The following is a 15,937-nucleotide window of genomic DNA, read 5'->3' as shown; positions in this document are numbered from 1 at the left end:
TCCTCTTTCTGCGCTTTAGCGCGCTCAAAATTTCCCTGAAATTCCTCGGCTAGGCCGAAGCAATCAGGCCGTTTTCTTGTGTTCGCCCCGGACCACGGTCCAGCGCTTCAGCTTCGAGATCGGCTTCGATTCCTCGATCCAGACCACGTCACCCGGCTTGAACTGGCTGTCCTCGTCGTGCGCGTGGTAGTTCTTGGAACGGCGGATCGTCTTCTTGTAGATCGGATGGGTGAAACGGCGATCGACGCGCACCACCACCGTCTTGGCTTGCTTGTCGCTGACGACCACGCCCTGCAGAGTACGTTTCGGCATAGCTGGCCCCTTACTTCTTCTTCGCGCGCTGCTCGGCAGCGATGGTCTTGATACGGGCGATGTCGCGGCGGGCTTCCCGCATCCGCGATGTGTTCTCCAGCTGACCGGTGGCGCGCTGGAAGCGGAGGTTGAAGCGCTCCTTCTTCAGGTTGAGGATCGCATCTTCCCGCTGGTCGTCGCTCATCGCGCGAATGTCTTCAACTTTCATCTCGGCCATGGCGATTACTCCGCAATGCGCGCGACGAAGCGCGTCTTGATCGGCAGCTTGGCGGCGGCGAGCGACAGCGCTTCCTTCGCGGTCTGCACCGGCACGCCGTCGATTTCGAACATCACGCGGCCCGGCTTGACGCGGACCACCCACAATTCCGGCGAACCCTTGCCGGAGCCCATGCGGACTTCGGCAGGCTTCTTCGACACCGGTACGTCCGGAAACACGCGGATCCAGACCCGGCCGGCGCGCTTCATGTGACGGGTCAGCGCGCGGCGGGCGGCTTCGATCTGGCGGGCGGTGACGCGCTCAGGCTCCATCGCCTTCAGGCCGAACTGGCCGAACGCCAACGTCGCGCCAGAGGTCGCAACGCCGTGGATACGGCCCTTATGCGCCTTCCGGAACTTCGTTTTCTTAGGTTGCATCATGGCTTTAAGCCCTCAAATTCCTGCTTTGCCTCAAGCGGCGGCCGCATCGCGGCGCGAACGCGGGGTGTCGCCTTCGGCCATCTTCTTGTCCTGGGCCATCGGATCGTGCTCGAGGATCTCGCCCTTGAAGATCCAGACCTTGACGCCACAGGTGCCGAAGGTCGTGAACGCGGTGGCAACGCCGTAGTCGACGTCGGCGCGCAGCGTGTGCAGCGGCACGCGGCCCTCGCGGTACCACTCCATGCGCGCGATTTCAGCGCCGCCAAGACGGCCCGAGCAGTTGATGCGGATGCCTTCGGCACCAAGGCGCATCGCCGACTGCACGGCGCGCTTCATGGCGCGGCGGAACGCAACGCGGCGCTCGAGCTGCTGGGCGATCGATTCGGCGACCAGGGTCGCGTCGAGCTCCGGCTTGCGGATTTCGACGATATTGATCACGACGTCGGACGAGGTGATGTCGGCGACCTTCTTGCGCAGCTTGTCGATGTCGGCGCCCTTCTTGCCGATCACCACGCCCGGACGCGCCGAGTGGATCGTCACGCGGCACTTCTTGTGCGGACGCTCGATCACGATGCGCGCCACAGCCGCCTGCTTGAGCTCCTTGTGCAGGATCTCGCGGATCTTGACGTCCTCGTGCAGCAGCTTGCCGTATTCCTGCTTGCCGGCGAACCAACGGGAATCCCAGGTCCGGTTGATGCCGAGACGCAGCCCGATTGGATTGATCTTTTGACCCATCGTCTTCTCCTGCGCCCTTAAGCGCTTGCCTCGGCCTCGACCTGACGAACCACGATGGTCAGGTGCGAGAACGGTTTGTACACACGGCCCGAACGGCCACGACCACGCGGCGCAAAGCGCTTCATCACGAGACCATTGCCGACATGCGCCTCGGCAACGACGAGATCGTCGACATCGAGGTCATGGTTGTTCTCGGCGTTCGCGATCGCCGATTCCAGGCACTTCTTGACGTCGACCGCGATCCGCTTGCGCGAGAACTGCAGGTCGGCGAGCGCAGCAGACGCCTTGCGGCCGCGGATTAGCTGCGCCACCAGGTTGAGCTTCTGCGGGCTGACGCGCAGCATGCGGGCGACGGCCTTGGCCTCATTGTCCGCGAGGCTACGTTCGCGCTTTGGTTTGCTCATCGTCTATTCCTCAAGCCTTCTTGGCTTTCTTGTCGCCCGAATGGCCGTGGAAGGTCCGGGTCGGCGAGAACTCGCCGAACTTGTGACCCACCATTTCCTCGTTGACCGCGACCGGCACATGCTTCTGGCCGTTGTAGACGCCGAACGTCAGGCCGACGAACTGCGGCAGGATGGTCGAGCGGCGGCTCCAGATCTTGATGACGTCGTGACGGCCGGACGCGCGCGCGGCATCTGCCTTCTTGAGCAGAGAGCCTTCGACGAACGGGCCTTTCCAGACTGAACGAACCATGTCCGGCGTTCCTTACTTCTTCCGCTTGTGGCGGCTTAGGAGAATGAATTTGTTGGTCGACTTGTTGGTGCGGGTCTTCTTGCCCTTGGTCGGCTTGCCCCACGGAGTAACCGGGTGACGACCGCCCGAGGTACGACCTTCACCACCGCCGTGCGGGTGATCGATCGGGTTCATGACGACGCCGCGGTTGTGCGGACGCCAGCCGAGCCAGCGGGTCCGACCGGCCTTGCCGATCGAGATGTTCATGTGATCCGGGTTCGAGACCGCGCCGATCGTGCCGCGGCAACGGCCATGCACCAGACGCTGCTCGCCCGAGTTCAGACGGATGATCACGTAGTCCTGGTCGCGGCCGACGATCTGAGCGTAGGTACCGGCCGAGCGCGCGAGCTGCCCGCCCTTGCCGATCTTCAGCTCGATATTGTGCACGATCGTGCCGACCGGCATGTTGCCGAGCGGCATGACGTTGCCGGGCTTCACGTCGACATAGTTGCCGGCGACGACCGTGTCGCCCGCCGCCAGACGCTGCGGCGCCAGGATGTAGGCCTGCTCGCCGTCCTGGTACTTGATCAGCGCAATGAACGCGGTGCGGTTCGGATCATATTCCAGCCGCTCCACGGTCGCCGGCACGTCCACCTTGTCACGGCGGAAGTCGACGGTGCGGTAGGCCTTCTTGTGGCCGCCACCGCGGAAGCGCACGGTGATGCGGCCGGTGTTGTTGCGGCCGCCCTTGCCGAGCTTGCCCTCGGTCAGCGTCTTCACCGGCTTGCCCTTGTAGAGCGCCGAACGATCGACCATGACCAGCTGGCGCTGGCCCGGCGTCGTGGGATTGTAGGTTTTCAATGCCATCGTCGTTGCGCCTTATAGTCCGGTAGTCACGTCGATCCGGTGGCCCTCTTCCAGGGTCACGATCGCGCGCTTGGTATCCGACTGCGAGCCGAGATTGCCGCGGAACACCTTGGTCTTGCCCTTGCGAACGAGGGTGTTGACGCTCTTCACCTTGACGTCGAACAGCTTCTCGATCGCTTCCTTGATCTGCGGCTTGGTGGCCTTGCCGGAGACCTTGAACAGCACCTTGTTGTGCTCGGAGGCAAGCGTCGCCTTTTCAGTCACGACAGGAGCGACGATCACATCGTAGTGGCGCGGATCAATATTCTTCATTTGAAGCGCGCCTCCAGCGCATCAACCGCAGCCTTGGTCAGCACCAGCTTCTGGCGGCGGAGAATGTCGTAGACGTTGATGCCCTGGATGGGCAGCACGTCGATGTTCGGGATGTTGCGGGCCGCGGTCGCGAAACCGGCATTCAGCTCCGCGCCGTCGATGATCAGCGCGTTGGTGAGCCCGAGGCCGGAGAAGTGACCGAGCAGCGCCTTGGTCTTGGCTTCCTTGACCGCCGCGCTGTCGATCACGACAAGCCCGCCGTCCTTGGCCTTGGCCGACAGCGCATGCTTCAGCGCGAGCGCACGCACCTTCTTCGGCAAATCGGTCGCATGCGAGCGAACGACCGGACCGAATGCACGGCCACCGCCGCGGAACTGCGGCACGCGCGCCGAGCCGTGACGGGCGCCGCCGGTGCCCTTCTGCTTGTACATCTTCTTGCCGGTGCGCCAGATCTCGGCGCGGCCCTTGGCCTTGTGGGTGCCGGCCTGGCGCTTGTTGAGCTGCCACTGCACGCAGCGCTGGATGATGTCGGCGCGGGGCTCGAGACCGAAGATCGCGTCCGAGAGCTGAACCGATCCGGCGTCCTTGCCTTCAAGGGTCGTGACTTTCAGTTCCATCTCACGCGCCCTCCTTCTCGGCCGCAGCCTCGGCAGCTTCGCCGCCGGCAACCTTGAACTTGCCGGGCTTCGGGGCTTCCTTCGGCAGCGGCTTCTTCACCGCGTCGCGCACCGAGATCCAGCCGCCCTTGGAGCCGGGGACGGCACCTTCGACGAGGATCAGGCCGCGCTCGACGTCGGTCTGCACCACGCGCAGATTGAGCGTGGTGATGCGATCGACGCCCATGTGACCGGGCATCTTCTTGTTCTTCCAGGTCTTGCCGGGATCCTGACGACCACCGGTCGAACCGATCGAACGGTGCGAGATCGACACGCCGTGGGTGGCGCGCAGACCGCCGAAGTTCCAGCGCTTCATACCGCCGGCAAAACCCTTACCGACCGAGGTGCCGGTCACGTCGACAAACTGGCCGACCACGAAATGGTCCGCCTGGATTTCCGCGCCCACCGGGATCAGCGAGTCCTCGGACACGCGGAACTCGGCGACCTTGCGCTTGGGCTCGACCTTGGCGACCGCGAACTGGCCGCGTTCGGCCTTGGGCATGTACACGGTCTTGCGGGTGCCGGCGCCGAGCTGAAGGGCGACGTAGCCGTTCTTCTCGGTCGTGCGGTGGCCCAACACCTGGCAGTTGCCCAGCTTCAGCACGGTCACAGGGATATGCTCGCCGGCCTCTGTAAAGACCCGCGTCATCCCGACCTTTTGTGCGATCACTCCGGAGCGCATCGGCGTGCTTCCTGTCTTTCTGTCCGCAAGCGGCGGACGTAAAAATCCAAATCCTTAGAGCTTGATCTCGACGTCGACACCGGCGGCCAGGTCGAGCTTCATCAGCGCATCGACGGTCTGCGGGGTCGGGTCGACAATGTCGAGAAGGCGCTTGTGGGTGCGCATCTCGAATTGCTCGCGGCTCTTCTTGTCAACGTGCGGCGAACGGTTGACGGTAAACTTCTCGATGCGGGTCGGCAGCGGAATGGGTCCGCGAACCTGCGCACCGGTGCGCTTCGCCGTGTTCACGATCTCACGGGTCGACGTATCGAGGATTCGATGGTCGAACGCCTTGAGACGGATGCGAATGTTTTGGCCGTTCATTGCCGTATTCTTTCTTTAGTGAGTGGCGAGTAGCGAATAGCGAATGGAGTGATCCACCCGCTACTCGCCATTCCCTATTCGCGTTCTTACTCGATGATCGCGGCGACGACGCCGGCGCCGACGGTGCGGCCGCCTTCGCGGATCGCGAAGCGCAGCTTCTCTTCCATCGCGATCGGCACGATCAGGTGCACTTCCATCGCGATGTTGTCACCCGGCATCACCATCTCGGTGCCTTCCGGCAGGTGCACGACGCCGGTCACGTCGGTGGTGCGGAAGTAGAACTGCGGACGGTAGTTCGTGAAGAACGGAGTGTGACGACCGCCCTCTTCCTTGGTGAGGATGTAGGCCTCAGCCTTGAACTTGGTGTGCGGCTTGACCGAACCGGGCTTGCACAGCACCTGACCGCGCTCGACTTCCTCGCGCTTGGTGCCGCGGAGCAGCGCACCGATGTTGTCGCCAGCCTGGCCCTGATCGAGCAGCTTGCGGAACATTTCGACGCCGGTGACGATGGTCTTCTGGGTCTCGCGGATGCCGACGATTTCGATTTCGTCGCCAACCTTGACGATGCCGCGTTCGACACGACCGGTGACCACGGTGCCACGGCCCGAGATCGAGAACACGTCTTCAACCGGCATCAGGAACGGCTGGTCGACCGGACGCTCCGGCTGCGGAATGTACTCGTCGACATTGCGCATCAGCTCGAGGATGGCATCGTGGCCGAGCTTCTTGTCCTTGTCTTCGAGGGCGGCGAGCGCCGAACCCTTGATGATCGGGATCTTGTCGCCCGGGAATTCGTACTTCGAGAGCAGCTCGCGGACTTCGAGCTCGACGAGCTCGAGCAGCTCCGGATCGTCGACCATGTCGCACTTGTTGAGGAACACGACGAGCGCGGGCACGCCGACCTGGCGGGCGAGCAGGATGTGCTCGCGGGTCTGCGGCATCGGGCCGTCAGCGGCCGACACGACCAGGATCGCACCGTCCATCTGGGCAGCGCCGGTGATCATGTTCTTCACGTAGTCGGCGTGGCCGGGGCAGTCGACGTGGGCATAGTGACGGTTGGTCGTCTCGTACTCGACGTGCGCGGTCGAGATGGTGATGCCGCGCGCCTTCTCTTCCGGCGCCTTGTCGATCTGGTCGTAGGCGGTGAACGTTGCACCGCCGGTTTCTGCTAGCACCTTGGTAATCGCTGCGGTCAGCGAGGTCTTGCCATGGTCGACGTGACCGATGGTGCCGATGTTGCAGTGCGGTTTGGTACGTTCGAATTTTGCTTTGGCCATTTGACTCTCCGTTCAATCGTTGACTGCCGTCAACGACAATCAGGCAAACTTCTTCTGGACTTCAGCCGACACGTTCGCCGGGGCTTCGGCGTAGTGATCGAACTGCATGGTGAAGGTCGCGCGACCCTGGCTCATCGAGCGCAGGTTGTTCACGTAACCGAACATGTTCATGAGCGGCACCATCGCATTGATGACGTTGGCGTTGCCGCGCATGTCTTGGCCCTGGATCTGGCCGCGCCGCGAATTCAGGTCGCCGATGACCGAACCGGTGTAGTCTTCCGGGGTCACGACCTCGACCTTCATGATCGGCTCGAGCAGAACAGACTTGCCCATCTGCAGCGCCTCGCGGAAGCAGGCGCGCGTGGCGATTTCGAAGGCCAGCGCCGACGAGTCGACGTCGTGGAACTTGCCGTCGATCAACTGCACCTTGACGTCGACCACCGGGAAGCCGGCGACCACGCCCGAGGACAGCACGCTCTCCAGACCCTTTTCGACGCCGGGGATGTATTCCTTCGGCACCGCGCCGCCGACGATCTTCGACTCGAACTCGTAGCCCTTGCCGGCTTCGTTCGGCTCGACGATCAGCGTCACGGCAGCAAACTGTCCGGTACCGCCGGTCTGCTTCTTGTGCGTATAGCTGTGCTCGACCCGCTTGGTGACACGCTCGCGGAACGCCACCTGCGGCGCGCCGATATTGGCGTCGACCTTGTAGGTGCGCTTGAGGATGTCGACCTTGATGTCGAGATGGAGCTCGCCCATGCCCTTGAGGATGGTCTGGCCGGACTCGTGATCGGTCGACACGCGGAAGGACGGATCCTCCGCGGCGAGCTTGGCGAGCGCCACGCCCAGCTTCTCCTGGTCGGCCTTCGACTTCGGCTCGATCGCGATCTCGATCACCGGCTCCGGGAATTCCATCTTCTCGAGGATGACCTGATGGGTCGGATCGCACAGCGTGTCACCGGTGCGCGCTTCCTTCAGGCCTGCCAGCGCGACGATGTCGCCGGCATAGGCTTCCTTGATGTCTTCGCGGTTATTCGCATGCATCAGCAGCATGCGCCCGATACGCTCCTTCTTCTCGCGGGTCGAGTTCACCACGCCGGTGCCCGACTGCAGAATGCCGGAATAGATGCGGCAGAAGGTGATGGTGCCGACGAACGGGTCGTCCATGATCTTGAACGCGAGCAGCGAGAGCGGCTCCTTGTCGTCTGCCTTGCGCACGACCTCGTTGCCGCGGTCGTCGGTGCCCTTGATCGCGGGCACGTCCAGCGGCGACGGCAGATAGTCGACGACGGCGTCGAGCAGCGGCTGCACGCCCTTGTTCTTGAACGCGGAACCGCACAGCACCGGATAGAATGCGCCGGTCAGCACCGCCTTGCGGATCAACCGCTTCAGCGTCGCCTCGTCCGGCTCCTTGCCGTCGAGGTAAGCGGCCATGGCGTCGTCGTCGAGCTCGACGGCGGCCTCCACCATCTTCTCGCGATATTCCTTGGCCTGGTCGACGAGATCGGCCGGGATGTCGACATAGTCGAACTTGGCGCCGAGCGATTCATCGTTCCAGATGACGCCCTGCATCTTCACGAGGTCGACGAGACCCTTGAAGTTGTTCTCGGCACCGATCGGAAGCTGGATCGCGATCGGCTTGGCACCGAGGCGGTCGACGATATCGGACAGGCACTTGAAGAAGTCGGCGCCGGTCTTGTCCATCTTGTTGGCGAAGACGATACGCGGCACCTTGTACTTGTCGCCCTGACGCCACACGGTCTCGGTCTGCGGCTCGACGCCCTGGTTGGAGTCGAGGACGCAAACGGCGCCGTCGAGCACGCGCAGCGAACGCTCGACCTCAATGGTGAAGTCGACGTGGCCGGGGGTGTCGATGATGTTCAGGCGCTTGCCGTTCCAGAACGCGGTGGTCGCAGCCGAGGTGATCGTGATGCCACGCTCCTGCTCCTGCTCCATCCAGTCCATCGTCGCGGCACCTTCGTGCACTTCGCCGATCTTGTGGCTCTTGCCGGTGTAATAGAGGATGCGCTCGGTGGTCGTGGTCTTGCCGGCGTCGATATGCGCCATGATACCGAAGTTGCGGTAGTCCTCGATGGCATGTTGGCGGGGCATGAGACTGTTCCTTAGATTCCGTTATTCGCCTTACCAGCGATAGTGCGAGAAGGCGCGGTTGGCTTCCGCCATCCGGTGCACGTCTTCACGCTTCTTGACGGCGTTCCCGCGATTGTTCGACGCGTCCAGCAACTCCGCCGAGAGCCGCTCCGTCATGGTCTTCTCGTTGCGCTCGCGCGCGGCCGAGATCAGCCAGCGGATGCCGAGCGCCTGGCGGCGCACCGAACGGACTTCGACCGGCACCTGGTAGGTCGCGCCGCCGACGCGGCGGGAGCGAACCTCGATGGTCGGCATCACGTTCTCGAGCGCCTGCTCGAACACGCCGAGCGGGTTCTGCTTGGTCTTGGCCTCGATCATGCCGAGCGCACCGTAGACGATGTTTTCGGCAACCGACTTCTTCCCGGCGTACATCACCGAGTTCATGAACTTCGTAATGACGATGTTCCCGAACTTCGGATCGGGAAGAACTTCACGCTTCTCAGCAGAATGGCGACGCGACATCTGATCGTTTCCCGCTTACTTCGGACGCTTCGCGCCGTACTTCGAACGGCGCTGCTTACGGTTCTTGACGCCCTGGGTATCCAGCACGCCGCGGAGGATATGGTAGCGCACGCCCGGCAAGTCCTTGACGCGGCCGCCGCGGATCATGACCACCGAGTGCTCCTGCAGGTTATGGCCCTCACCCGGGATGTAGCCGATCACCTCGAAGCCATTGGTCAGACGCACCTTGGCAACCTTACGAAGCGCCGAGTTCGGCTTCTTCGGGGTCGTGGTGTAGACGCGCGTGCAAACGCCGCGCTTCTGCGGCGACTGCTGCAGCGCCGGCACCTTCTTGCGCGACTTCTGCACTTCACGTGGATTAGCGATCAGCTGGTTGATCGTCGGCATGCAGCCTTCACCCTTTAGTTCGCGCGAAACCTTCAATGGCCCCGCAAATTCTTCTCGGGATCAGCCATCCCGTACGGCCCGTCCAGCGCGGAACAAACACCCACGCAAAACGAAATCGCGCCAACCACTCATCGCTGAGCGGAAAGCGCATCGACGCCACAGAGGACCGCGATAAAGAACTGCTCAGCGTTCGCCGTTCAGCCCGCCACCGAGGTCATGCATCCGAATTCACTCTCAAGAGGACTTGCTCAAGAGAACTAAAATCGTCCTGGCATTGCCTAGCTATCTTCGACAGCGTTTGAGCGGCATTCGTCGAGGTTGGTGCCCGCCAGCCTCCTGGATCAGGAGTTAGGGGGTGTTCCGTTCCGACGCTGGCGTTGCTCACCGCCTGTCGTTAAGTGGCCGCCTTGTATAAGCGCGAGATAGTGAAGTCAAGCAAAACGATAATCAAAGAAACGCCTCTGGCGCCTGCGGATTTCGCATTTCCTCCGCGCTCGCGTGCAGGCCGGATTATGACAACTCCCCGCCTCCACGTCACCTTCGGGCGCGTCGACTGAATCATATTTTATCCGGGTATAATATAATCAGAAACAATTATTCCCCGATCGGGGTACCGGCGTTGGCCGCAAAACTAAGATTTCCTTTGCTATTCGCGGCGCAAAAAGCGGGTTCTGTCGTCCCGGTACCCCTTCATGCGGCACACCGACATTGCGATCATCGGAGGAGGCCTCGCGGGGTCGACCGCGGCGGCCATGCTCGGGCGCGCCGGGATTCCGAACATCCTGATCGACCCGCACGAGACCTATCCGTTCGATTTCCGCGTCGAGAAGCTCGGCGGAGTTGAGCAACTGCAGCGATTCGCCGCGACGGGATTCGCAGAATCAGTGCTGCGCTCGGCGACCCGGAGCGGCGAGAACTGGATCGCGCGGTTCGGCCGCCTGCTCGACACTCCCCCGAACCAGCAGTTCGGTATCATGTACGATGCGCTGATCGCGGCGATCCGTGCCGAAATCGCCGGACCGGCGGAATTTATCTGCGACAAGGTCGTCGCTGTCAGGACCAGCGCCGAACGCCAAACGGTAACGCTTTCCAACGGCGACACGATCTCGGCACGGCTCGTGGTGCTCGCCAATGGACTGAACGTCGGCCTGCGCCATAGCCTCGGCATCGGACGCGAGATCACCAGCCCCTGCCACTCCATCTCATTCGGCTTCGATCTCGTGCCGGTCGGACGTTCCGCCTTCCCGTTCGCGGCGATGACTTATTTCTCGGAGCGGCCAAGCGACCGCATCCCCTACCTGACGCTGTTTCCGATCGACGACCGGATGCGCGCCAACCTCTTCACCTATCGCCAGGCCGACGATCCCTGGCTGCGCGCGATGCGGCACAATCCGGTCGAGGCACTCAATGCCGCGCTACCGCGGTTGCGCCGGATCACCGGCGAGTTCGATGTCTCCGGCGACGTCAGGGTCAGGCCCACCGACCTCTATGTCAGCACCGGCTATCGACAGGCCGGCATTGTGCTGGTCGGCGATGCCTTCGCGGCCACCTGCCCGGTCAGCGGCACCGGAACCGACAAGGTGTTCACCGACGTCGTGCAACTCTGCAGCGTTCACATCCCGGCCTGGCTCGCGACCTGCGGCATGGGTGCGGACAAGATCGCAACCTATTACGACGATCCGCTCAAGACGGCATGCGATGCCTGGTCAAACGCCAAGGCGTTCTCGTTCCGCTCGGTGTCGATCGACCCCGGGCTTTATTGGCGTGCTCAGCGTTGGGCGCGCTTTCTCGCCCATTTTGCCAAAGGCCGGCTTCGGTGGCTGCGCAGCGGCGACGGCCGGGCGGCGGTGGCGCAGGCGGTCGCGCAGGCGCCGCAGTAGCTGACAACCGAGCTGGCGCCCGCCTCCATCCGCTACGCGATCCGCAGAACGGCTGCCGAACGGGTCCGTCCGCCCCGAACGCGGCGCGATCGGCGGACAATCGCAGCGCGGCCGGCTCGGCTGATCTGCGCGCACGACCTGCGGCAACGACGGTCGGATCACTCCTCGTCGTCGTCCTCGTCCTCATTATCGTCGTCATCGTCCGCGCTATGCAGCGCGTGTCCCTGGTCGTCCCAGAGCTTGCGGTAGACGCCGTTCCTGGCGAGCAACTCGGCATGCGAGCCGCGCTCGATCGCCCTGCCGCCCGAGATCACGATGATCTCGTCCATTTCGACCACCGAGGTCAGGCGGTGCGTCGACCAGATCATGGTGCGGCCCTTGGCGACCTTGAGCAGCGTGCGGTTGATCGCGGCCTCCGTGGTCTGGTCGAGCGCCGAGGTCGCCTCGTCGAGCAGCAGCACGGAGGGATTGCGGATGATCGCGCGCGCGATCGCGATGCGTTGGCGCTGGCCGCCGGACAGCGTGTCACCGCGCTCGCCGACCGGTGTGTCGTATTTCTGCGGCAGGCTCATGATGTAGCGGTGGATCTCGGCCTTCCTCGCGGCGTCCTCGACCTCCGCGTCCGTTGCTCCTTCCTTGCCGAGCCGGATGTTCTCGCGGATCGACATGTTGAACAGCATGTTCTCCTGGAACACGATCGCCATGTTCGCCCGCAGCGATTCCCGCGTCACCTTGCGGATGTCGACGCCGTCGATGGCGACGCGGCCTTCGTCCGGCACATAGAGCCGCAAGATCAGGTTGAGCAGCGTGCTCTTGCCGGATCCGCTGGGGCCGACGATCGCGACGCTCTTGCCGGCCCTGAGCTTGAGGCTGAGATTGTCGAGCACCGGCGTCAGCGCACCCTCGTATTTGAACGTCACGTGGTCGAAGCTGATGTCGCTGGTGATGCGCGGCAGATCGGGGGCGCCGGGACGGTCGGCGCCCCGGGTCGGCTCGTCGAGCAGCTCCTGGATGTGCTGGACGGCCGCCGCCGACTGGATCGACACCGGAATGAAATGCATGAGATGGGCGATGTTGTACGACACCTCCCAGAACGCGCTCTCGAAGGTCACGAAGGTCCCGACGGTGATCTGCCCCTTGGTCGCCAGATAGGCGCCGATCGCCAGCACCACGAGGTGCAGCAGCAGCACTGCGATGGTGACGGTGCGCTCCACCATGGTCGACAGGAACATGGCGGAGGCCGCCTTCGCCCTGACGTCGCGGTTGCGCAGGGTGAACCAGCCGAGCGCCCGGCGCTGCAGGTTGAATGCCTTCACCACCGCCTGCGCGGCCACGTTCTCCTGCACCGTCCCGAGCAGCGCTGCCTCGTTCAGCTTCTGCTCGTAATTCGCCTGCACCGCCTTCGGCGTCAGGATGCGCGGGCCGATCAGGGTAATCGGAAAGATCAGCAGCGCGACGGCCGCGAGCTGCCAGCTCAGGAACAGCATCAGGATGATGCCGGCGACCAATTCGAACAACGGCAGCGCCGCGCTGTTGGCAAAGCTCTTGATCGAGCCCTCGAACGCCGAGAGGTCGATCGAGAAGCGAGAGAGAATCTCGCCACGCTTGGTGCGCGCGAAATAGGCCGACGGCAGGTTCTGGACATGCTCGAACAGCCGCGTCCGCACGTCGGCAATGATGCCGGCGGCGAGCCGCGCATCCCAGCGCTCGTACCACACCGCGATGATCGAGGTGACGATGCCCGCGACCGCAAGCACTCCGAGAATCTTGTAAAGCGCCCCGAAATCCTCCTCGCCGAGCGCGTCGTCGATCAGGAACTTGAGGCTGAGCGGCATGATGACGTTGAACAACGTCTCGACCAGCACGCCGATGGTAACGAACGCGAACGGCTTCTTGTAGCTCGCCAGGATCGGCTTGACGAAGGCGAAGATCGTGGAGAGCGCGCCGGCGGCTTCCTTGGCAGTGAAGACCGCCAATTCCTCGTCGTCATCATCATCGTCGAGGTCGAGCTCGTCGTCGTCATCCTCCTCGTCGTCATCGTCCTGCACCGGCGCGGCGGTCGGCTTCGACGAGTTCGGCGCAGTCGCGCCGGACGCAACCGCGAGCTTCTTCTTCAGCTCGGGATCGTCGGGATCGAGCAGTTTGGGGGTGTCGGATGCGGGAGACTTTGGCGCCATGAAACCAACCGATGCTCCACGGCCGGCATGACCGCAAATCCAAATCGCAGCGGCAATGCTGCGGCGGCGATCCTATGCGATCAGGACCAGTTCGGCAAAGCGTTTGGGGCAATCAACGTGTAGTGCGGCGCCCCCACGGATTCGGCAGGACCACCGCTGCACCTTAACGGTTTGTTGACGCGAGATGCCTGCTCGCGCCCATTCCAGCTAATCCTCGTCGGCGTCGACTTTGTCGAAGAAGGAATAGCGCAGGCTGTCGGAGTCGGCGTACCACTGCCCCGGCCCCTTGTTGGCAGCGAGCGTCAGCGCCCACAACGCATCGGTGCAGTCGCGGCGATGCATCGCGAGGTCGAACCCGTTGCTGAAGAACAGCTCCGACCATTCCCACCACGTGCCGAGCTTCTTCACGCCTCGCAGCAGGTCGTAGCGGTCGATCACCGCCGGCGCCATGTCCGAGGTCACCGAGCCGAACACGAGGCCGGTCTTCACCACCCGGTTGAGCTCGCGCACCGCACGCGACACTTGCTTCTCGCCGAGATGACAGAGGCTGGTCTCGAACACGAAGTCGAACTCATCGGCCTTGAACGGCAGGTCGGCGACCGAACCGAGCTTGTTGTACTTCTTCAGCGCCTTCGGCGTCTTGCCATGGATGTAGCGGTTGTTCTCGATGCCCCAGGCGTCGACGCCGCGGTCGCGCAACGCGCCGACGAGCTCGCCGCTGGCGGAACCGGCGATCAGCAGCTTGTAGCCCTTGGCCCGGCCCCACACTGTCTTGATCAGATCGATCAGATAATCGGGATCGCTGAATTGGCGCCAGGCATCGCTGTACGGGCCGGCGCCGCGATAGTTGTCGAAGTAGCTGCGGTCGATCTTGTCGGACAATGTCGCGTCCGCCTGTGCGCGGGCGCGGCGCAGCCGCATCATCTCGGTGACGACGATGTCGGTGGCGGCGTCCGAGGAGTCGAGCAGCCCGTTCAACGTCGAATCGAACAGATAGTCACCGACCACCACGATGCCCGGATGCTCTTTCGGCTCGGGACGGTGATTGGTCATGATATCGCGCACCGGCAGGCCGCCAGGCAGCGCGTTGACCGACGACAGCCAGCGGTGGATCTTGCCTTCCAGGAAATGCTCGCGCGCATTGCCGAGCGAGGCCGGCAACGACTTCAACGCGGCGTCGATCAGCTCCTGGTCGCTGAGATTGGCGAAGGCGAGCGCATCGGAGCCCGCGATCAGCCAGTTCAGCACGCCGTGCCTGCCGACGTCGTGGCGCGCGCCCTCATTGTAGACGCAGCAGCCGCCGAACGCTTCCGACATGAACCAGGCGCCCGGGATCTTCTCGCCCCAGAACGGCTCGTCGAACAGGATCGAAACCCGCAGATAGTGCGCCGGACGGTCGAAATACGCGACATGCTTGACCATCGACCGGCGCAGCGCCTCGCCGTCCCAGCGCATGGTCGCGAGCCAGGAATGCGGCAGGCAGACCAGCACCAGGTCGAAGTCGCGCGTCTCCGGCCCCTTGCCGTTCATCATGTTGAGCTGGTAGCGGCCGCTTGCGGTCTTGCCGACCTTGAGGACGCGGTGATTGAGCTGGATGTCGGCGTCGACTTCCGAACGCAGGCAGTCGATCAACTGCTCGTTGCCGTTCTGGATCGAGTACAGGCCGATATAGCCGTCGACGTCCATCACATAGTTCTTCAGCGCATTGAGGCCGTTGGTGTTGTGGCTCTCGGTCGCGATGTCGGATCGCGCCATCACCTTGAAGAAGCGCTTGGCGGTGTCGTCCTCGACTTCCTCGTCGAGCACCTGCTCGGCGGTCTTGTAGGCCCATGGGTGCTCGTTGTCGTGAGCGCCAACGCCCTCGTAATATTCGATCGGCGACACCAGCTCGGTGCAGCGCTTGCGGAACGCCTCGATCGCGGCCGCGGTCTTTGCGCCGTATTTGCGGCGCATGCCCGCGACATCGGCGAGCAGCTCGCCGTCGAGCTGCACCTGCTCGGCGTCCATCGGAATCGTCTGCAGTCCGAAATGCTGGATCAGGTCGCGCAGCGGATCCGGCCCCGTCATCGAGTAGTCGTAGATCTCGGCAACGCCGGCCTCGTATGTCGCGGGCGCGGACTCGAATTTGCGCGTGAGAATCTTGCCGCCGAGCCGGTTCGACGCCTCGAAGATCGTGACGCGGCAGAGGTCGCCGAGCTTACGCTTCAAATACCAGGCGCTCATCAGCCCCCCGGGGCCGCCGCCAACGATAGCCAAGTCAAGCATGAGGATTCCGTCGTCTCCGGAAACTGCAAAGCAGCCGGTCTAAGTCAGCCTAGCAAAAGCACTTTTCTGCCTGAAGGAAAGATGAACAAAGTGCGTTCCTGCA

The 15,937-nt window shown here is 63.3% G+C and carries 18 protein-coding genes; 1 reads left to right on the top strand and 17 read right to left on the bottom strand.

The features are described 5' to 3' along the window. Positions 1 to 63: 63 nt before the first annotated feature. From rpsQ to rpsL, 15 genes are all read right to left on the bottom strand, one after another. Positions 64 to 312 carry a 30S ribosomal protein S17 gene (gene rpsQ, locus P6U30_RS15755; RefSeq protein WP_407169857.1) on the bottom strand — a complete coding sequence of 83 codons (249 nt, stop codon included), beginning with the start codon at positions 310 to 312 and terminating at the stop codon, positions 64 to 66. A gap of 10 nt (positions 313 to 322) precedes the next feature. Continuing rightward, a complete protein-coding gene (gene rpmC / locus P6U30_RS15750; RefSeq protein ID WP_407151933.1) occupies positions 323 to 529 on the bottom strand; it encodes a 50S ribosomal protein L29 in 207 nt (68 codons plus the stop codon). A 5-nt stretch (positions 530 to 534) separates the two neighbouring features. After that, the gene (gene rplP, locus P6U30_RS15745; RefSeq protein ID WP_407169856.1) at positions 535 to 948 is read right to left on the bottom strand and encodes a 50S ribosomal protein L16; all 414 of its coding nucleotides are present in this window, start codon (positions 946 to 948) and stop codon (positions 535 to 537) included. A gap of 30 nt (positions 949 to 978) precedes the next feature. Continuing rightward, on the bottom strand, positions 979 to 1,683 hold the full coding sequence (gene rpsC / locus P6U30_RS15740; RefSeq protein ID WP_280977355.1) for a 30S ribosomal protein S3: 705 nt from the start codon (positions 1,681 to 1,683) through the stop codon (positions 979 to 981). A 17-nt stretch (positions 1,684 to 1,700) separates the two neighbouring features. Beyond that, the gene (gene rplV, locus P6U30_RS15735) at positions 1,701 to 2,087 is read right to left on the bottom strand and encodes a 50S ribosomal protein L22 (RefSeq protein WP_280977354.1); all 387 of its coding nucleotides are present in this window, start codon (positions 2,085 to 2,087) and stop codon (positions 1,701 to 1,703) included. Positions 2,088 to 2,097: 10 nt separating this feature from the next. Then, complete coding sequence (gene rpsS / locus P6U30_RS15730) at positions 2,098 to 2,376, bottom strand: 30S ribosomal protein S19 (RefSeq protein WP_008136357.1); 279 nt, start codon at positions 2,374 to 2,376, stop codon at positions 2,098 to 2,100. A 12-nt stretch (positions 2,377 to 2,388) separates the two neighbouring features. Further along, positions 2,389 to 3,222 carry a 50S ribosomal protein L2 gene (rplB, locus tag P6U30_RS15725; protein WP_407151932.1) on the bottom strand — a complete coding sequence of 278 codons (834 nt, stop codon included), beginning with the start codon at positions 3,220 to 3,222 and terminating at the stop codon, positions 2,389 to 2,391. A gap of 12 nt (positions 3,223 to 3,234) precedes the next feature. Continuing rightward, on the bottom strand, positions 3,235 to 3,534 hold the full coding sequence (locus tag P6U30_RS15720; protein WP_044538543.1) for a 50S ribosomal protein L23: 300 nt from the start codon (positions 3,532 to 3,534) through the stop codon (positions 3,235 to 3,237). Next, complete coding sequence (gene rplD / locus P6U30_RS15715) at positions 3,531 to 4,151, bottom strand: 50S ribosomal protein L4 (RefSeq protein WP_407151931.1); 621 nt, start codon at positions 4,149 to 4,151, stop codon at positions 3,531 to 3,533. Before rplD ends, P6U30_RS15720 begins: the two co-directional genes overlap by 4 nt. A gap of 1 nt (position 4,152) precedes the next feature. Then, a complete protein-coding gene (gene rplC / locus P6U30_RS15710) occupies positions 4,153 to 4,872 on the bottom strand; it encodes a 50S ribosomal protein L3 (RefSeq protein ID WP_407151930.1) in 720 nt (239 codons plus the stop codon). Between the two features lie 54 nt (positions 4,873 to 4,926). Continuing rightward, positions 4,927 to 5,235, bottom strand: a complete 309-nt coding sequence (rpsJ, locus tag P6U30_RS15705) for a 30S ribosomal protein S10 (RefSeq protein ID WP_002712302.1) — start codon at positions 5,233 to 5,235, stop codon at positions 4,927 to 4,929. A gap of 86 nt (positions 5,236 to 5,321) precedes the next feature. Continuing rightward, on the bottom strand, positions 5,322 to 6,512 hold the full coding sequence (gene tuf / locus P6U30_RS15700; RefSeq protein ID WP_407151929.1) for an elongation factor Tu: 1,191 nt from the start codon (positions 6,510 to 6,512) through the stop codon (positions 5,322 to 5,324). 39 nt (positions 6,513 to 6,551) lie between these two features. Then, on the bottom strand, positions 6,552 to 8,624 hold the full coding sequence (fusA, locus tag P6U30_RS15695; protein ID WP_407169855.1) for an elongation factor G: 2,073 nt from the start codon (positions 8,622 to 8,624) through the stop codon (positions 6,552 to 6,554). 30 nt (positions 8,625 to 8,654) lie between these two features. After that, positions 8,655 to 9,125 (bottom strand): 30S ribosomal protein S7, encoded by a 471-nt coding sequence (gene rpsG / locus P6U30_RS15690; protein WP_280977347.1) that lies wholly within the window; start codon positions 9,123 to 9,125, stop codon positions 8,655 to 8,657. 15 nt (positions 9,126 to 9,140) lie between these two features. Then, entirely contained in the window at positions 9,141 to 9,512 is a 372-nt protein-coding gene (rpsL, locus tag P6U30_RS15685; protein ID WP_006611834.1) for a 30S ribosomal protein S12, read from the bottom strand. A 692-nt stretch (positions 9,513 to 10,204) separates the two neighbouring features. Between rpsL and P6U30_RS15680 the strand changes: the two genes are divergently transcribed. Beyond that, positions 10,205 to 11,392 (top strand): FAD-dependent oxidoreductase, encoded by a 1,188-nt coding sequence (locus P6U30_RS15680; RefSeq protein ID WP_407169854.1) that lies wholly within the window; start codon positions 10,205 to 10,207, stop codon positions 11,390 to 11,392. Positions 11,393 to 11,550: 158 nt separating this feature from the next. On the opposite strand, the gene P6U30_RS15675 is transcribed toward P6U30_RS15680, so the two are convergent. Together P6U30_RS15675 and P6U30_RS15670 are read right to left on the bottom strand one after the other, a co-directional pair. Then, a complete protein-coding gene (locus tag P6U30_RS15675) occupies positions 11,551 to 13,569 on the bottom strand; it encodes an ABC transporter ATP-binding protein (RefSeq protein WP_407169853.1) in 2,019 nt (672 codons plus the stop codon). 207 nt (positions 13,570 to 13,776) lie between these two features. Further along, positions 13,777 to 15,834 carry an FAD-dependent oxidoreductase gene (locus P6U30_RS15670; protein ID WP_407169852.1) on the bottom strand — a complete coding sequence of 686 codons (2,058 nt, stop codon included), beginning with the start codon at positions 15,832 to 15,834 and terminating at the stop codon, positions 13,777 to 13,779. Positions 15,835 to 15,937 lie beyond the last annotated feature (103 nt).

It is taken from the genome of Bradyrhizobium sp. ORS 111 (assembly GCF_045571485.1).
Lineage (GTDB): Bacteria > Pseudomonadota > Alphaproteobacteria > Rhizobiales > Xanthobacteraceae > Bradyrhizobium.
This window is presented reverse-complemented; position numbering and strand designations above follow the sequence as displayed.

Excerpts from the sequence above, each read along its gene's own strand:
- rplP (WP_407169856.1), bottom strand. The coding sequence starts at position 948 with ATGATGCAACCTAAGAAAACGAAGTTCCGGAAGGCGCATAAGGGCCGT.
- rpsG (WP_280977347.1), bottom strand. The coding sequence starts at position 9,125 with ATGTCGCGTCGCCATTCTGCTGAGAAGCGTGAAGTTCTTCCCGATCCG.
- P6U30_RS15670 (WP_407169852.1), bottom strand. The coding sequence starts at position 15,834 with ATGCTTGACTTGGCTATCGTTGGCGGCGGCCCCGGGGGGCTGATGAGC.
- fusA (WP_407169855.1), bottom strand. The coding sequence starts at position 8,624 with ATGCCCCGCCAACATGCCATCGAGGACTACCGCAACTTCGGTATCATG.
- rpsL (WP_006611834.1), bottom strand. The coding sequence starts at position 9,512 with ATGCCGACGATCAACCAGCTGATCGCTAATCCACGTGAAGTGCAGAAG.
- rplD (WP_407151931.1), bottom strand. The coding sequence starts at position 4,151 with ATGGAACTGAAAGTCACGACCCTTGAAGGCAAGGACGCCGGATCGGTT.
- P6U30_RS15720 (WP_044538543.1), bottom strand. The coding sequence starts at position 3,534 with ATGAAGAATATTGATCCGCGCCACTACGATGTGATCGTCGCTCCTGTC.
- rplC (WP_407151930.1), bottom strand. The coding sequence starts at position 4,872 with ATGCGCTCCGGAGTGATCGCACAAAAGGTCGGGATGACGCGGGTCTTT.
- rplB (WP_407151932.1), bottom strand. The coding sequence starts at position 3,222 with ATGGCATTGAAAACCTACAATCCCACGACGCCGGGCCAGCGCCAGCTG.
- P6U30_RS15675 (WP_407169853.1), bottom strand. The coding sequence starts at position 13,569 with ATGGCGCCAAAGTCTCCCGCATCCGACACCCCCAAACTGCTCGATCCC.
- rplV (WP_280977354.1), bottom strand. The coding sequence starts at position 2,087 with ATGAGCAAACCAAAGCGCGAACGTAGCCTCGCGGACAATGAGGCCAAG.
- tuf (WP_407151929.1), bottom strand. The coding sequence starts at position 6,512 with ATGGCCAAAGCAAAATTCGAACGTACCAAACCGCACTGCAACATCGGC.
- rpmC (WP_407151933.1), bottom strand. The coding sequence starts at position 529 with ATGGCCGAGATGAAAGTTGAAGACATTCGCGCGATGAGCGACGACCAG.
- P6U30_RS15680 (WP_407169854.1), top strand. The coding sequence starts at position 10,205 with ATGCGGCACACCGACATTGCGATCATCGGAGGAGGCCTCGCGGGGTCG.
- rpsS (WP_008136357.1), bottom strand. The coding sequence starts at position 2,376 with ATGGTTCGTTCAGTCTGGAAAGGCCCGTTCGTCGAAGGCTCTCTGCTC.
- rpsC (WP_280977355.1), bottom strand. The coding sequence starts at position 1,683 with ATGGGTCAAAAGATCAATCCAATCGGGCTGCGTCTCGGCATCAACCGG.
- rpsQ (WP_407169857.1), bottom strand. The coding sequence starts at position 312 with ATGCCGAAACGTACTCTGCAGGGCGTGGTCGTCAGCGACAAGCAAGCC.
- rpsJ (WP_002712302.1), bottom strand. The coding sequence starts at position 5,235 with ATGAACGGCCAAAACATTCGCATCCGTCTCAAGGCGTTCGACCATCGA.